Here is a 15243-nt window from a genome sequence, read left to right as displayed (position 1 = left end):
GTCGTGTGCGGGGCGGGCCGGCTCCGCGCCCGGAGCCGTCGGGCCCCTGAGCACGCACCTCGAACAGGCGATCATGACGCGCGTCCGTCGGACTCCCGCGCTCCAATGGACGGGTGACCGCGCCTCCCGACGACTGCCTCGCGCGCAATGAGTGGATCTGCGGTGCCTACCTCTCCAGCCGCCGGGAGATCCTCTGGGACGCGGCCGTCCAGCACCTTCAGCTGACCGCGGTCTCGGTGCTGATCGGACTGGCCATCGCCCTGCCGCTCGCCCTGGCCGCCCGCCGCCGACGCTGGGCGGCCGGGCCCGTGCTCGGGGTGACGACGATCCTGTACACGATCCCGTCGCTCGCGATGTTCTCGCTCCTGCTGCCGGTGTACGGGCTGTCCGCCACGCTCGTCGTCGCCGGACTCGTCCTCTACTCACTGACCCTTCTCGTCCGGAACATCCTCGCCGGACTGCGCGCCGTACCCGAGGAGACCCGGCAGGCGGCGCGCGGCATGGGCTACGGCGCCGCCCGCCTGCTGATCGCCGTGGAACTCCCGCTCGCCCTGCCCGCGGCCATGGCCGGACTGCGGATCGCCACCGTCTCGGCGGTCTCCCTGGTCACGGTCGGCGCGATCGTCGGCCACGGCGGACTCGGCAACCTCATCTACTCGGGCATGAACACCTACTTCAAGGCCCAGGTGCTCACCGCGTCCGTCCTCTGTGTCGTCATCGCCGTCGCCGCCGACCTGCTGCTCCTGCTCGTGCAGCGGTGGCTGACGCCCTGGACGAGGGCACCGTCGTGACCACCCTCCGGGACACCTGGTCCTGGCTCACCACCGCCACCCACTGGTCCGGCCCCGACGGCATCTGGCACCGGCTCGGCGAACACCTCTTCCTCACCGTCGTCTGCCTGCTGATCAGTTGCCTCATCGCGCTGCCGGTCGCCCTGGTCCTCGGCCACCTCGGCAGGGGCGGCGCCCTCGCGGTCAACATCTCCAACATCGGCCGGGCCGTCCCCACGTTCGCCGTGCTGGTCCTGCTGCTCCTCACCCCGATCGGTACGTACGGTCAGTGGTCGACCATCATCGCCCTGGTGCTCTTCGCCATGCCCCCACTGCTCACCAACGCCTACGTGGGGATGCGCGAGGTCGACCGGGACGTCGTCCGGTCCGCCCGGGGGATGGGCATGACGGGCCGCCAGATGCTGCTGGGAGTCGAGATCCCGCTCGCGCTGCCGCTCATCCTCACCGGCGTCCGGATCGCCGCCGTGCAACTCGTCGCCACGGCGACGCTGGCCGCCCTGGCCGGCGGCGGGGGGCTGGGCCGGATCATCACCGCGGGCTTCAACCTGGCCTCCACGCCCCAGGTCGTGGCCGGAGCGGTCCTCGTCGCCGTATTCGCCCTCCTCGTGGAAGGGCTCTTCGAGACCGGTCAGCGCCTCGCCCCGGACCGGCGCCGCACCCGGGAGGCCGCGTGACCCGCCCCCGTACCCCGTACGCCCTGTGCTGCGCGCTCCTGCTGGCCGCCACCGCCTGCGCCTCCGGCCCCACGCTGGAGAACCGGGGCGATGTCACGGCCCCGCCCGGCGACAGCAAGCACCTCACGATCGGCTCCGCCGGATTCACCGAGAGCGATCTGCTCGCCCAGATGTACGCGCTCCTGCTCGACCGGGCCGGGTACTCCACCGAGATCATCTCCGTGACCAACCGGGAGATCTACGAACCCGCGCTGGAGAACGGCCAGATCGACATCGTGCCGGAGTACGCGGCCACCTTCGCCGACTGGCTGAACGCCAAGGCCAACGGCGCGGACGCCGCCCCGGTCGGTTCCCCCGACCTCGGCACCACGATGAAGGCGCTCCGTTCGCTGGCCGCACGACGCGGCCTCGTGGTCCTCGATCCGGGCCGCGCCGTCGACCAGAACGCCTTCGCGGTCGCCGCCCCGTACGCGGCGCGGCACCGGCTGAAGACCCTCAGCGACCTGGGGCGCTCACACCTGCCCGTACGGCTGGCGGCGGGCGACGAATGCGTACAGCGCCCCTACTGCGCGCCCGGACTCAAGAAGACGTACGGCATCCGGATCACCGCCGTCGACCCGAAGGGCGTCGGCACCACCCAGGCCAAACAGGCCGTGCAGAGCGGTCAGGACCAGATGGTCCTGACCACCACCACCGACGCCACCCTGGACGACTTCGGCCTCGTGATCCTCGCCGACGACAAGCATCTGCAGAACGCCGACTATCTGGTCCCCGTCGTCAACCGTTCCCGGGCGGGCAGCGCCGGGGTGCGGGACGCGCTCGACCCGCTCAACACCGTGCTGACCACGGCCGCCCTGGCGTCGATGAACGAGCAGGTGGACAGCTGGCGCAGGCTCCCCGAGGATGTCGCGCGCCATTACCTGGAGTCCGAGAAGCTCATCCCGGCAGGGTGAGACCACATGGTCCGGATGGTCCGGACAAGGGGTGTCCGGCGCTCCGGGCCCGGTCAGGCCATCAGCTTTCCGGGCAGCCAGGCCAGTTGGGCGGCCTGCTGGAACGCGCCGCCGCCCTCGTGGTCGTTGAAGTCGTACACCTCGATCGTCTTGTCCTCATGGGCGTACGCGTTGAAGGCCGCGAAGACCGTCGACGGCGGGCAGGTCAGGTCCTCCAGGGCCGTCGAGAACAGTGCGGGAGCCCGCCCGCGCGCCGCGAAGTGCACCCCGTCGAAGTAGGCCAGTGTGGCGGCGGCCCGCGCGGTGCGGCCGCGGTGCGTCTTGAGGTAGTTGCCCACCTCGCGGTACGGCTGCCGGTCGGTGACGGTGACCGCGCGCGGGAAGTCGCACAGGAACGGCACGTCCGGAGCGACCGCCACCAGGTCCGGTATCAGCCCGCCGGCCGCGATCGCGATGCCGCCGCCCTGGCTGACCCCGGTGACGGCGGTGCGTGCCGCGTCGGCCAGCGGATGCGAACGCGCGGCCTCCACCGCCCGCACCGCGTCGGTGAACACCCGCCGGTAGTAGAACTCCCGGTGATCCTCGATGCCCCGGGTCATGAAGCCGGGCAGCGAGGGCGCGCTGCCCACGGGATCGGCGGTGTCGCCCGGTGCCCAGCCGCTGCCCTGGCCCCGGGTGTCCATCACGAAGTGGGCGAAACCGGCCGAGGCCCACAGCAGATGCGTGTGCGCCAGACCGCGCCCGCCGCCGTACCCGAGGAATTCCACGACCACCGGCAGGGGCTCCCGGCGGCCCGTGGGAAGGACGAACCAGCCCTTGACCGGATGCCCCCCGAAACCGGCGAACGTCACGTCGTACACCTCGACACTCGCCAGTCCCGTGTCGGTGCGGCGATCGAAGCGAGCGTCGAGATCATGGCTCCTGGCCTCGTCCAGCGTCGACGACCAGAACGCGTCGAAGTCCTCGGGCTCCACCGACCGGCTGCGGTAGGTGCGCAGCTCATCGAGGGGGAGGTCGAACAGGGCCATGCGGGACCGCCTTCGTCGCAGTAGCAGATGATCACACCGTACGGTTCCGTCATCGCGCCGAAAAGGCGTTGCCCTCCCACCGGAAGCCTGCGACGCTTCCGGCCATGCCCGAGAAAGAATCCAGCAGTTCGCACGGTGTGGCCGCGCTCTTCTCCCACGGACGTCTCACGACGATCCCGCGCAAGGTGGCACGCCGCGAACAGTTGCTGGTCCACCTCTCCGAGACGCTCTTCGAGCGCGAGCGCGCGTACACCGAGCGCGAGGTGAACGAGGCGCTGCTCACGGTGCACGAGGACTGCTCGGCGCTGCGGCGCCATCTCGTCGTCGCGGGGCTGCTGGTACGGCCCAAGGACGGCAGCAGCTATCGGCGCGGGCGGTAGCCGGTCACACCGGGGGGCGCCCCTACGCGTCCGCGACCGAGTCGAACTCCACGTCCTCGCGCCCGACGCCCTGAGCGTCCGCGTCCACCGAGCGGCGCAGCGCCTCATGGAGCTTCGCCGGAGTCAGTACGCCCAGGAAGCGCGCGCCGTCCAGCACCGCCACCCACCCGGCGTCGTACTGGAGCATCTCGCTGAACGCCTGCTTCAACGGGGCGCCGACGGGCACCCACGCGTCCATCCGCCGGGCCAGCTCGCCCACCGTGCCCAGCTCCCCGGCGATCCGCAGCGCATCCGCCGACACCCAGCCGTGCAGATCGCCCGCGCCGTTCAGCACCACCGCCCACCGGGCCCCCGACGCCCCCAGCCGGGCCGCCGCCGACCGGGCCGGTTCATCGAGGCGGGCCACCGGCGGCTCCCAGAGGTCCTCCGGTTCGATCGCGGTGACCGACAGCCGCTTCAGGCCCCGGTCGGCGCCGACGAACCCGGCCACATAGGGCGTCGCCGGGGTGCCGAGCACGGCGGCCGGGGTGTCGAACTGCTCGATGCGGCCCTCCCCGTACACGGCCATCCGGTCGCCCATCCGCACCGCTTCCCCGATGTCGTGCGTGACCAGCAGGACGGTCTTCCTGACCGTCGCCTGGAGCCCGAGGAACTCGTCCTGCAACCGTTCCCGCACCACCGGGTCGACCGCACCGAACGGTTCGTCCATCAGCAGCACGGGCGGATCCGCCGCGAGCGCGCGGGCCACCCCCACCCGCTGGCGCTGCCCGCCGGACAGCTGGGCGGGATAGCGCGATCCGTACGTGCCGGGGTCCAGGCCCACCAGGTCGAGCAGCTCCGCCGCCCGCTCCCTGGCCCTGCCGCGCTTCCAGCCGACCAGCGCCGGGACGGTCGCGGTGTTGTCCAGAATCGTGCGGTGCGGGAACAGGCCGACCTGCTGGATCACATAGCCGATCCGGCGGCGCAGTTTCACCGGGTCGACCGCGGCGATGTCCTCGCCGTCCACCAGAATCCGGCCGGCGGTCGGCTCGATCAGCCGGTTCACCATCATCATGGTGGTGGTCTTGCCGCAGCCGGACGGCCCGACCAGGGTGACCAGCTCCCCCTCGGCGACCTCGAAGGACAGCCCGTCGACCGCGGCCGTGCCATCCGGGTAGACCTTGCTGACCTGCTCGAACCGGATCATGACTGCACGCTAGGAGCCGCCCGCGCGCGGCGCACACGGGCCGGGACTGTCCGAGTCACGGCCATGTGCTGAACTGTCCCGGAACCATCTGATTCAGGAGCCTTTTGTGAGCAGCTACCGGCAGCCCGGTGTCGTCTTCACCGACCGTCATTTCACGGTCCCGCTCGACCACAGCGACCCGGGCGGCGAGCAGATCGAGATCTTCGGCCGCGAGGCGGTGGCGTCCGGCAGGACCGGGGAGCAACTGCCGTGGCTGATCTACCTGGAGGGCGGCCCCGGGTTCGGCGCCCGCCGTTTCGTCGGCACGGAAGCCTGGCTGGGCCGCGCCGTACGGGAGTTCCGGGTGCTCCTGCTCGACCAGCGCGGTACCGGCGGATCCACCCCGGCGAACCGGCAGACCCTGCCGTCGCGGGGAGGGCCGCGCGAGCAGGCCGACTATCTCAGCAACTTCCGCTCCGACAGCATCGTCCGCGACTGCGAAGCCATCCGGCCGCAGGTCACCGGCGGCGAGACCTGGACGGTGCTGGGACAGTCCTTCGGCGGATTCTGCGCCGTCCGCTATCTGTCGGCCGCCCCGGAAGGGCTCACGGCCGCTCTGATCACCGGCGGACTGCCCGCCCTGGACGCCCATGCCGACGAGGTGTACCGGGCCGCCTACCCCCGGATCGAGCGGAAGGTCGCCGCCCACTACGCCCGCTACCCGCAGGATGTGCGGCGGGCCCGGGAGATCACCGAGTACCTCGTCGCCCACCGCTCGGAGGGCACCGGGCACCGGCTGACGCCCGAGGGGTTCCAGTCCCTCGGCATCATGCTGGGCGGCGGCAACGGCAGCCACCAGCTGCACTACCTGCTGGAGAACGCCTTCGTCCGCACCCCGCACGGCACCGAGCTGTCCGACGCCTTCCAGGAGGCCGTGCGCACGGCCAACTCGTTCGCCGGCCATCCGCTGTACGCCCTGCTGCACGAGGCGATCTACGGCCAGGGTGAGCGGCCCACCGGCTGGTCCGCCGAGCGGGTCCGCGCCGAGTTCCCGCAGTTCGACGCGGCGGGCGCTCTGGCGGGCGAGGGCCCCGTGCTCTTCACCGGCGAGACGATCCACCCCTGGCACTTCGATGTCGATCCGGCCCTGCGTCCACTGCGCGAGACCGCCGAACTCCTCGCCAACCGCACCGACTGGCCCGTGCTGTACGACGCCGAGCGGCTCGCCGCCAACGAGGTGCCGGTCGCCGCCGCCGTCTACCACGACGACATGTATGTCGACACCGGGCACGCGCTGCGCACCGCCGCCTCGATCCGCGGGCTGCGCACCTGGGTGACCAACGAGTTCGAGCACGACGGACTGCGTGCGGGCGGACCGCGCGTACTGGACCGGCTGCTCGCGATGGTCAGGGACGAGATCTGACCGGCACCGTCCGGTGAACACGAGGGAGCCGGCCGCACACCGTGTGCGGCCGGCTCCCTCGCGTACGTTCCGGGCGAACGCCCGCACCGCTCACTTCTGGAGCGCCTCCAGGGTGGTGTTCAGGTCGGCGGCGGTGCGCGGTGCGCGGTTGTGCGGGAGCTTCGAGAGCGCCGCCGCCATGCCGCAGGTGTTGGTCAGCGCGGAGAAGACCAGGCCGGAGCCGATGCCCACGGACAGCCAGCGAGCGGCCGGGAAGCGAAGCCCCGCCACCAGACCGGCCACCACCAGCGAACCGGCGGCGAGACGGACCTGACGCTCCATCGGCCAGACGGCCCCGGCGCCCTCGGGCCGGTCCAGTCCCCGGCCGTCGCCCTCCCAGGCCGAGGTGCCGCCGGTGAGTGTCAGGGCGTCGATGTCCGCCCCGGAGAGGACCTCGCAGGCACGGGTGGAACGGACACCGGAGGCGCACACCATGAGCAGCGTGCCGCGCGCGGAGGCCGACTTCAGCGCGGGCAGGGCTTCGGGAAGCCGGTCGAGCGGGACGTTCAGGGCGCCGGGGACATGCCCGGAGGCGTACTCGCCGGGAGCCCGTACGTCGATGACGGTGAACTCTTCCAGACGGGCTGCGGCCTGGGCGGGGGACAGGGAAGCATGGCTGGTCACGAGCAGGTGGTCCTTTCGTTCACCGGGTGGGGAAGAGACAGACGTCTCTCCTTCCCCGGACAGGTTAGGATACCCCTTGGGGTATTCGGAGGAGGATGTGTGGAACTCGACATGGCGGCCGACGAGCTGAAGTCGGTCCTCAACCGTCTGCGCCGCGCACAGGGCCAGCTCAACGCGATCATCAGGATGATCGAGGAAGGGCGGGACTGCGAGGACGTCATCACGCAGATGGCGGCGGTCTCGCGGGCCCTGGACCGGGCCGGTTTCGCGATCATCGCCACCGGACTCCAGCACTGCATGGCGGACGGTTCCGCCGAGCCCGCCGACCGCGACCGGATGCGCGCCCGGCTGGAGAAGCTCTTCCTCTCGCTGGCCTGACCACGCCGGCCGGGCCCCCGGGCGGACGTGGGTCACGAGAACCGGTGGATCTTCCCCTGGCTCGTCGAGGAGGGGCCCCAGCGGCGGCGGCCGGCGGGTGCCGGTGGGTCGCCGGCCTTACCCGATTGACAAACCTCCTTGCTGATTCTGCAATGGGGGCATGAAGGAACACGACCGGGACGACCCGGAACTGGACGCCGTGCTCACCGGTGTCGGACCCCGGCTGCGCAGGCTGCGTACCGACCGGGGTGTCACGCTCGCCGCCCTCTCCGCCGCCACCGGAATCTCCGTGTCCACCCTTTCCCGGCTGGAGTCCGGCGGGCGGCGTCCCAGTCTGGAACTGCTGCTCCCGATCGCCCGCGCTCATGAGGTCCCCCTCGACGACCTCGTCGGCGCGCCGCCCGTCGGGGACCCGCGGATCAGGGCCAAGCCGATCGTGTACGGCGGGAAGACCGCGCTTCCCCTGACCGGCCGGCCGGGCGGCCTCCAGGCGTACAAGGTGGTGCACGAGTCCGCCTGCGAGGAGGTGCCCGAGCGGCGCACCCATGAGGGGTACGAGTGGGTGTACGTGCTCTCGGGGAAGCTGCGGCTCCTGCTGGCCGAGCACGATCTCGTGCTGGCTCCGGGGGAGGCCGCCGAGTTCGACACCCGGCTGCCCCACTGGTTCGGTCCGGCCGGTGACGAACCGGTCGAATACCTCAGCCTGTTCGGGCCGCAGGGGGAGCGCATGCACGTCAGGGCCAAGCCGAAGCGGGCGTGAGGGGGCCGGTGCGCCGGCCGGGAGCCAACTGTTCCCAGATCGGCAAGCGACCGCTTAGTATGCGCCGGAGCAGTGGTAATGCCGACAGTGTTGTGGAGGCCCCTCATGCAGGCATGGCGAGTGCACCGGAACGGCGAGCCGAGCGAGGTGATGGAGCTTCAGGAGACGGACCGGCCCACACCCGGTGACGGCCAGACACTGATCGAGGTGCGCGCGGCGAACATCAACTTCCCCGACGCGCTCCTCTGCCGGGGCCAGTACCAGGTCCGTCCGCCGCTGCCCTTCACACCCGGCGTGGAGATCTGCGGCGAGACCGAGGACGGGCGCAGGGTGCTCGCCACCCCCGCGCTCCCGCACGGCGGCTTCGCCGAGTACGTCGTCGCCGACGAAGCGGCCCTGCTGCCCGCCCCCGACTCCCTGGACGACGCCGAAGCGGCCGCCCTGCACATCGGCTACCAGACCGGCTGGTTCGGGCTGCACCGCAGGGCGCGTCTCAGGGCGGGCGAGACGCTTCTCGTGCACGCGGCCGCGGGCGGCGTCGGCAGCGCCGCCGTCCAGCTCGGCAAGGCGGCGGGTGCCACCGTCATCGGCGTCGTCGGCGGGCCGGAGAAGGCCGGGATCGCCCGGAAGCTGGGCTGCGACCTGGTCATCGACCGACGGAGCGAGGACATCGTCGCGAAGGTGAAGGAAGCGACGGGCGGGCGCGGCGCCGACGTCGTCTACGACCCGGTCGGCGGCGACGCCTACGCCAAGTCCGTGAAGTGCGTCGCCTTCGAGGGGCGTGTCGTCGTGGTCGGCTTCGCGAGCGGCGTGATCCCCGCCCCGGCGCTCAACCACGCCCTCGTCAAGAACTACTCGATCGCCGGACTCCACTGGGGTCTGTACAACACCAAGGACCCCGCCGCGGTCCGCGCCTGCCACGACGAACTGACCGCGCTCGCCGCCCGGGGAGTCATCAGGCCGCTGATCAGCGAGCGTGTCGCGATGGCCGGCGCGGCGGACGCCGTGCAGCGTGTCGCCGACGGTACGAGCACCGGCCGCATCGTCGTCCTGCCGACGGGAGCCGCCCGATGACCGCCTCCATCGACGCGGCCGAAGTCCGCCGCCGCACGAGCGAACTGCTCGCCGCGCACCCACCGGCCACCACGGACCGTACCCAATTCCTGAAGGCCCGCTTCGACGCGGGTCTCGCCTGGGTCCACTACCCGGCCGGACTCGGCGGGCTCGACGCACCGCGTTCCCTGCAACCCGTCATCGACGCCGAACTCGCCGCGGCCGGGGCCCCGGACAACGACCCGCGCCGCATCGGCATCGGTCTCGGCATGGCCGCCCCCACCATCCTCGGCTTCGGCACCGACGAGCAGAAGCAGCGCTTCCTGCGGCCCCTGTGGGTCGGCGAGGAAGTGTGGTGCCAGCTGTTCAGCGAGCCGGGCGCCGGGTCCGACCTGGCCGCCCTCGGCACCCGGGCCGTCCGGGACGGTGAGGACTGGGTCGTCGACGGGCAGAAGGTCTGGACCTCCAGCGCCCATGTGGCCCGCTGGGCGATCCTGATCGCCCGCACCGACCCCGATCTGCCCAAGCACCGCGGCATCAGCTACTTCATCTGCGACATGACCGACCCCGGTGTCGAGGTGCGTCCGCTGCGCCAGATCACCGGCGAGGCGGAGTTCAACGAGGTCTTCCTCACCGGCGTACGCATCCCGGACAGCAGGCGGCTCGGCCCGGTCGGCGAGGGCTGGAAGGTCGCTCAGACCACCCTGATGAACGAGCGCGTCTCGATCGGCGGGGCACGCATCCCGCGCGAGGGCGGCATGATCGGCCCGGTCACGCGGACCTGGCGCGAGCGCCCCGAACTGCGCACCCATGATCTGCACCAGCGGCTGCTGACCCTGTGGGTGGAGGCCGAGGTCGCCAGGCTCACCGGCGAGAGGCTGCGGCAGCAGCTCGTCGCCGGGCACCCCGGCCCCGAGGGGTCGGGCATGAAGCTCGCCTTCGCCCGCCTCAACCAGGAGATCAGCGGCCTGGAGGTCGAACTCCTCGGCGACGGGGGACTCCTGTACGGCGACTGGACCATGCGCCGCCCGGAACTGGTCGACTTCACCGGACGCGACGCCGGATACCGCTACCTGCGCTCCAAGGGCAACTCCATCGAGGGCGGTACGAGCGAGGTACTGCTGAACATCGTCGCCGAGCGCGTCCTCGGGCTGCCCGTCGAGCCGCGCAATGACAAGGACGTCGCCTGGAAGGACCTCTCCCGATGACCACGCTCGACCAGCCCGCCGCGACCCCCGACCTCCTCTACTCGGAGACCGAGGAGGACCTGCGGTCCGCCGTGCGCTCCCTGCTCGCCGACCGGGCCGACGCGCCGACGGTGATCGCCCGCACGGAGTCCGACACGCCGTACGACCCGCGGCTGTGGGAGGCGCTCGCCGTCGGTATCGGCGCCGCCGGACTCCTCGTACCGGAGAAGTTCGGGGGACAGGGCGCCTCGCACCGGGAGGCCGCCGTGGTCCTGGAGGAGCTGGGCCGCAGCGTCGCGCCGACGCCGTATCTGACGAGCGCGGTCGTGGCGACCGCGACGCTGCTCGCGCTGGGGACCGAGGACGGCCCGGTCGCGGAACTGCTAGCCGGCCTCGCCTCCGGCCGCCGGATCGCCGCCCTCGCCGTGCCGTTCGCCACCCCGCCCGCCGGCGCGCCCGGCACGACGGTGGCCGCGGCGGACGGGGTGCTCGACGGGACGGTGACCGCGGTGGCCGACGCGGCCACCGCCGACGTGCTGCTGGTGCCCACCCCGGAGGGCCTGTACGCGGTCGAGCCCGCCGCGGGCACGGTCACCGTGGACCCGCTCATCCCGCTCGACCTGACCCGTCCCCTCGCGGCCGTCACGCTGACCGGCGCCACCGGAACCCTGCTCGCCCCTGCCGGAGCGGCGATCGACGCCGTACGGCGAGGGCTGCTCACCGGTGCCGGACTGCTCGCCTCCGAACAGCTCGGCCTCGCGGAGTGGTGCCTTACGGAGACCGTCCGGTACACCCGTGAACGGCACCAGTTCAACCGGCCGGTGGGCTCGTTCCAGTCGCTCAAGCACCGGATGGCCCAGCTCTGGCTGGAGGTCGTCTCGGCCCGCGCCGCCGCCCGCAACGCCGCCGACGCCCTCGCCACCGGCAGCCCCGACGCCCCGCTCGCGGTCGCCGTGGCACAGGCGTACTGCTCGAAGACGGCGGTCCGTGCGGCCGAGGAGTGCGTGCAGCTGCACGGCGGGATCGGGATGACCTGGGAACACCCCGCGCATCTCTACCTGAAGCGGGCCAAGGCCGACTCGATCGCGTACGGCACGGCGGGAAGCCACCGCGAGGCCGTTGCCGAGCTGGTCGAACTCCCGGCGCCGTAGGGCCCTTTCCGCTGAGCCGCCGGCGGGGGTACGTGACGCGTACCCCCGTTTCGCCATGTCCGGCGGGGGCGGACGGGTGCGGGCGGGGTGGGCGCGGCCCTTTACGTGCTGTTTAATTGCGATCGTTTCGCAATAACATTCGATCTTCAATAGGGATGTGCAGAGTATGACGGCCCGATCGATACGGGGAGCGGTCGCCACCGCGATGGCGACCGTGCTGTCGATATCCGCGGCAGCCTGCTCGAATCCGGGGAATCCGGACGCAGGCTCCGGCTCCGGGGCGGGTGCCGCGGACTCCGCCGTCGTCGGCATCGCGTACGAGCCCGACAGCCTCAGCCCGCTGCTCGGCTACGGCAAGGACGGCAACTCCAAGATCTTCGACGGGCTGCTCGCCCTCGACGGCGGGATGAAGCTGCGGCCCGCGCTCGCCACCGCCCTGCCCGAGGTCAGCGACGACGGGCTCACGTACACCTACCGGCTCCGCCAGGGCGTCACGTTCAGCGACGGAAAGCCCTTCGGCGCCAAGGACGTCGTCTTCACCTACCGCACCATCCTGGACGAGAAGACGAACAACGCCTCCCGCACCGAGCTGGACGCGGTGAAATCCGTCGAGGCGGTCGGCGAGGACAGCGTCGTCTTCACCCTCAAGTACCCCTACGCGCCCTTCGCCCAGCGCACCGTCCTGCCCATCGCCCCCGAACACGTCGCGGGCAAGCAGGACGTCAATACCGGCGCCTTCACCACCCACCCCATCGGCACCGGGCCCTACGTCCTCACCAAGTGGTCCAAGGGCGAGAAGCTCAGCTTCAAGGCCAACCCCGACTACTGGGGCGGCGCACCGAAGATCAAGAAGTTCACCATGGCGATCATCAAGGACGACGACGTGCGCGCCACCCGGCTGCGCTCCGGCGACCTCGACGGCGCGATCCTGCCGCCCAACCTCGCCAAGGGCTTCAAGGGCGACGACGGCAGGCGGACCTACGCGGCCACGACGTACGACTACCGCACCGTGACCCTGCCGACCCACAACAAGGTCGCCGGTGACACCGCCGTCCGGCGCGCACTCGATGTCGCCGTCGACCGGCAGGCCATGGTCGATTCGATCCTCAACGGCGAGGGCAAGCCCGCCTACGGCCCCGTCCCCACCGACAGCGAGTGGTTCACCAAGGGCACCGAGCGCACCCACGACCTCGCCGCCGCGAAGAAGATCCTCGACACGTCGGGCTGGAAGCCCGGCAAGGACGGCATCCGCGCCAAGGACGGGGTACGCGCCGCCTTCCCGCTCTGGTACCTCACCGGCGACAAGCTCCGCCAGGAACACGCCCTCGCCTACGCCTCCGACGCCAAGAAGGCCGGCATCGACATCACCGCCGAGGCCGGGACCTGGGAGGTCATCGAGCCCCGGATGAAGCAGGACGCCGTCCTCGCGGGCGGCGGATCGCCCGCCGACCCCGACTTCGACCAGTACACCCTGCTGAAGTCCACCCTCGCGGGCGACGGCTTCAACAACATGGCGTGGTACGACAACAAGGCCGTCGACACGGCACTCGAAGCGGGCCGCAGGAGCGGTGGCAAGGCCGCACGCCAGGCCGCGTACGACACGGTCCAGCGGGAACTGGTGAAGAACCCCGGCTACACCTTCCTCACCCACATCGACCACCTCTACGTCGTAGACGACCGGTTCGGCCCGCTCACCACACAGGTCGAACCGCACGACCACGGCCTGGCCTCCGGCCCCTGGTGGAACGTCGAGAAGTGGACCCCCGAGGGCGCGAAGAAGTGAACCACCGCCTCCCCTGGGGGCCGATGGCGCGGATGGCGGGACGGCGGGCCCTGTTCGCCGTGCCCGTCCTCGGCGTCGTCACCTTCGGCGTGTTCGCCGTCGCCGCCGCATCCCCCTTCGACCCCGTCAAGGCCTACGCGGGCACCGCGGGCCTCACCGCCTCGCAGGAGAACCTCGACCAGCTCCGCGCCAACCTCGGCGTCGACCAGCCCCTGGTCACCCGCTGGTGGAACTGGCTCACCTCCGCGCTCCAGGGCGACTTCGGCGACTCCAGCGTGATGCGCCAGCCGGTCGCCGATGTCATTGGCGAACGCGTCGGCTGGTCCGTGCTGCTCGCCGCCACCGCCTTCGTCGTCGCGATCCTGCTCGGCACCGGCCTCGGCGTCCTGGCCGCCCGCCGCCCCGGCGGCTGGCTCGACCGGTGCGTCAGCTCGGCCGCGTACACCCTGGAAGCCGCCCCCGCCTTCTGGCTCGGACTGCTCGCCATCTGGTTCTTCGCCCTGAAACTGGACGTCCTGCCGGCCGGCGGACTCACCGACGCCGCCAGCGACACGGTCACCTTCGGCCAGGTCGCCTCCCACCTGGTGCTGCCCGCGGCGGTCCTCGGGGTCTCCCAGCTGCCGTGGTTCTTCCTGTACGTACGCCAGGGAGTCGCCGACGCCCTGGACGAGGACCCGGTGCGCGGCGCCCGTGCCCGCGGACTGCGCGAACGCACCGTGCTGCTCGGCCACGCCCTGCGCTCCGGCATGCTGCCGATGCTCACCCTGATCGGCTCCCGCGTCCCCGAACTCATCACCGGCGCACTCCTCGTCGAGACGGTCTTCAGCTGGCCCGGCATCGCCGCCGCCGCCGTGCAGGCCGCCACCTCCGTGGACTTCGCGCTGCTGGCCGCCCTCACGGTGCTCGCCACCGCGGCGGTGCTGCTGGGCAACCTCCTGTCCGATCTGCTGTACGGACTCGCCGATCCGAGAGTGGGCTTCGATGGCTGAGGCCGTGTTCGCGTCCCCCCGCCGCACCACCCGCCGCGTCCGTGTGGTCGCCTCCGCCGGGATCGTGGCCGCCGTGCTGCTGGCCGTCCTCGTCGTACCGCCGCTGGTCCAGCTCGACCAGCAGGCCGTCGACCTCGCGGCCAAGCTGCGACCGCCTTCCCTCGCGCACCCGTTCGGAACGGACGACGTGGGCCGGGACCTGCTGCTCCGCTGTGTCTACGGGCTGCGCGTCTCCCTGCTCGTCGGGCTGGTCGCCGCCCTCACCGCCACCGTCATCGGCACGGCCGTCGGCGCCCTGGCCGCGGCGTTCGGCGGCTGGACCGACCGGGTCGTGATGCGGCTGGTCGACACCTTCTCGTCCGTACCGCACCTGCTGCTCGGCATCTTCATCGTCGCGATGTTCCGGCCCGGCGTCTGGCCGGTGATCGTGTCCGTGGCCCTGACGCACTGGCTGTCCACGGCCCGGATCGTCCGCTCCGAAGTGCTCTCGCTGCGCTCGCGCCCCTTCATCGACGCGGCGATCTCCGGCGGCGCCTCGCGGGGACGCGTCATCGTGCGGCACCTGCTGCCCGGAGTGCTGCCGCAGGCCGGGCTGGCGGCCGTCCTCATGGTGCCGCACGCCATGTGGCACGAGTCGGCGCTGTCCTTCCTGGGCCTCGGCCTGCCCGCCCATCAGGCGAGCCTCGGCAACCTCGTGCAGTCCGCGCGCGGATCGCTGCTCGCCGGTGACTGGTGGCCGACGCTCTTCCCCGGCCTCTTCCTTATCATTCCCACGCTCGCCCTGGCGGGCCTCGCCGGTGCCTGGCGCGAGCGGATCAACCCGCGCCGCCGATCGGAGCTGATGCTGTGACCCGCCCGAGCGAAG

16 protein-coding genes are annotated in these 15243 nt (G+C 71.7%); 13 read left to right on the top strand and 3 right to left on the bottom strand.

Going from position 1 to position 15243, the window contains the following annotated elements; all coding sequences use genetic code 11:
* Positions 1-113: 113 nt before the first annotated feature.
* The 3 genes from OG413_RS30495 to OG413_RS30485 are packed head-to-tail and all read left to right on the top strand — an operon-like array spanning position 114 to position 2418.
* Positions 114-791, top strand: a complete 678-nt coding sequence (locus OG413_RS30495) for an ABC transporter permease (RefSeq protein WP_266811249.1) — start codon at positions 114-116, stop codon at positions 789-791.
* The gene (locus tag OG413_RS30490; protein WP_266813168.1) at positions 788-1465 is read left to right on the top strand and encodes an ABC transporter permease; all 678 of its coding nucleotides are present in this window, start codon (positions 788-790) and stop codon (positions 1463-1465) included. The genes OG413_RS30495 and OG413_RS30490 overlap by 4 nt, the downstream gene beginning before the upstream one ends.
* A complete protein-coding gene (locus tag OG413_RS30485) occupies positions 1462-2418 on the top strand; it encodes an ABC transporter substrate-binding protein (protein ID WP_266811247.1) in 957 nt (318 codons plus the stop codon). The genes OG413_RS30490 and OG413_RS30485 overlap by 4 nt, the downstream gene beginning before the upstream one ends.
* Positions 2419-2471: 53 nt before the next feature.
* Here OG413_RS30485 and OG413_RS30480 read toward each other — a convergent pair whose 3' ends face one another.
* Entirely contained in the window at positions 2472-3446 is a 975-nt protein-coding gene (locus tag OG413_RS30480) for an acetylxylan esterase (RefSeq protein ID WP_266811245.1), read from the bottom strand.
* 104 nt (positions 3447-3550) lie between these two features.
* On the opposite strand from OG413_RS30480, the gene OG413_RS30475 reads away from it, so the two are divergent.
* Positions 3551-3826 carry a DUF2087 domain-containing protein gene (locus tag OG413_RS30475; RefSeq protein ID WP_266811243.1) on the top strand — a complete coding sequence of 92 codons (276 nt, stop codon included), beginning with the start codon at positions 3551-3553 and terminating at the stop codon, positions 3824-3826.
* A 22-nt stretch (positions 3827-3848) separates the two neighbouring features.
* Here OG413_RS30475 and OG413_RS30470 read toward each other — a convergent pair whose 3' ends face one another.
* Positions 3849-5012, bottom strand: a complete 1164-nt coding sequence (locus OG413_RS30470) for an ABC transporter ATP-binding protein (protein ID WP_266811241.1) — start codon at positions 5010-5012, stop codon at positions 3849-3851.
* Between the two features lie 106 nt (positions 5013-5118).
* On the opposite strand from OG413_RS30470, the gene OG413_RS30465 reads away from it, so the two are divergent.
* Complete coding sequence (locus OG413_RS30465) at positions 5119-6414, top strand: alpha/beta fold hydrolase (protein WP_266811240.1); 1296 nt, start codon at positions 5119-5121, stop codon at positions 6412-6414.
* Between the two features lie 90 nt (positions 6415-6504).
* Here the strand turns inward: OG413_RS30465 and OG413_RS30460 are convergent, their stop codons facing one another.
* Complete coding sequence (locus OG413_RS30460; RefSeq protein WP_266811238.1) at positions 6505-7077, bottom strand: rhodanese-like domain-containing protein; 573 nt, start codon at positions 7075-7077, stop codon at positions 6505-6507.
* A gap of 99 nt (positions 7078-7176) precedes the next feature.
* On the opposite strand from OG413_RS30460, the gene OG413_RS30455 reads away from it, so the two are divergent.
* The 8 genes from OG413_RS30455 to OG413_RS30420 all read left to right on the top strand — a co-directional run bounded on the left by OG413_RS30455 (position 7177) and on the right by OG413_RS30420 (position 15228).
* Complete coding sequence (locus tag OG413_RS30455; protein ID WP_323137936.1) at positions 7177-7455, top strand: metal-sensitive transcriptional regulator; 279 nt, start codon at positions 7177-7179, stop codon at positions 7453-7455.
* 160 nt (positions 7456-7615) lie between these two features.
* Positions 7616-8215 carry a helix-turn-helix domain-containing protein gene (locus OG413_RS30450; protein ID WP_266811236.1) on the top strand — a complete coding sequence of 200 codons (600 nt, stop codon included), beginning with the start codon at positions 7616-7618 and terminating at the stop codon, positions 8213-8215.
* A gap of 105 nt (positions 8216-8320) precedes the next feature.
* A complete protein-coding gene (locus OG413_RS30445) occupies positions 8321-9289 on the top strand; it encodes an NADPH:quinone oxidoreductase family protein (protein ID WP_266811234.1) in 969 nt (322 codons plus the stop codon).
* Positions 9286-10476 carry an acyl-CoA dehydrogenase family protein gene (locus OG413_RS30440; protein ID WP_266811232.1) on the top strand — a complete coding sequence of 397 codons (1191 nt, stop codon included), beginning with the start codon at positions 9286-9288 and terminating at the stop codon, positions 10474-10476. Before OG413_RS30445 ends, OG413_RS30440 begins: the two co-directional genes overlap by 4 nt.
* Entirely contained in the window at positions 10473-11606 is a 1134-nt protein-coding gene (locus OG413_RS30435) for an acyl-CoA dehydrogenase family protein (protein ID WP_266811230.1), read from the top strand. The genes OG413_RS30440 and OG413_RS30435 overlap by 4 nt, the downstream gene beginning before the upstream one ends.
* 166 nt (positions 11607-11772) lie before the next feature.
* Entirely contained in the window at positions 11773-13389 is a 1617-nt protein-coding gene (locus OG413_RS30430; protein WP_266811228.1) for an ABC transporter substrate-binding protein, read from the top strand.
* Between the two features lie 23 nt (positions 13390-13412).
* The gene (locus tag OG413_RS30425; protein WP_266813164.1) at positions 13413-14378 is read left to right on the top strand and encodes an ABC transporter permease; all 966 of its coding nucleotides are present in this window, start codon (positions 13413-13415) and stop codon (positions 14376-14378) included.
* Positions 14371-15228 (top strand): ABC transporter permease, encoded by an 858-nt coding sequence (locus tag OG413_RS30420; RefSeq protein WP_266811225.1) that lies wholly within the window; start codon positions 14371-14373, stop codon positions 15226-15228. Before OG413_RS30425 ends, OG413_RS30420 begins: the two co-directional genes overlap by 8 nt.
* Positions 15229-15243 lie beyond the last annotated feature (15 nt).

The sequence above is a fragment of the Streptomyces sp. NBC_01433 genome, from assembly GCF_026340105.1.
GTDB lineage: Bacteria > Actinomycetota > Actinomycetes > Streptomycetales > Streptomycetaceae > Streptomyces.
Note: the sequence above shows the minus strand (reverse complement) of the source record. Positions and strands in the feature narration are given on the sequence as shown.

Bases quoted from the DNA above. Each gene is read 5' to 3' on its own strand.
- OG413_RS30480 (WP_266811245.1), bottom strand. From the start codon at position 3,446: ATGGCCCTGTTCGACCTCCCCCTCGATGAGCTGCGCACCTACCGCAGC.
- OG413_RS30475 (WP_266811243.1), top strand. From the start codon at position 3,551: ATGCCCGAGAAAGAATCCAGCAGTTCGCACGGTGTGGCCGCGCTCTTC.
- OG413_RS30470 (WP_266811241.1), bottom strand. From the start codon at position 5,012: ATGATCCGGTTCGAGCAGGTCAGCAAGGTCTACCCGGATGGCACGGCC.
- OG413_RS30450 (WP_266811236.1), top strand. From the start codon at position 7,616: ATGAAGGAACACGACCGGGACGACCCGGAACTGGACGCCGTGCTCACC.
- OG413_RS30445 (WP_266811234.1), top strand. From the start codon at position 8,321: ATGCAGGCATGGCGAGTGCACCGGAACGGCGAGCCGAGCGAGGTGATG.
- OG413_RS30440 (WP_266811232.1), top strand. From the start codon at position 9,286: ATGACCGCCTCCATCGACGCGGCCGAAGTCCGCCGCCGCACGAGCGAA.
- OG413_RS30435 (WP_266811230.1), top strand. From the start codon at position 10,473: ATGACCACGCTCGACCAGCCCGCCGCGACCCCCGACCTCCTCTACTCG.
- OG413_RS30430 (WP_266811228.1), top strand. From the start codon at position 11,773: ATGACGGCCCGATCGATACGGGGAGCGGTCGCCACCGCGATGGCGACC.
- OG413_RS30425 (WP_266813164.1), top strand. From the start codon at position 13,413: ATGGCGCGGATGGCGGGACGGCGGGCCCTGTTCGCCGTGCCCGTCCTC.
- OG413_RS30420 (WP_266811225.1), top strand. From the start codon at position 14,371: ATGGCTGAGGCCGTGTTCGCGTCCCCCCGCCGCACCACCCGCCGCGTC.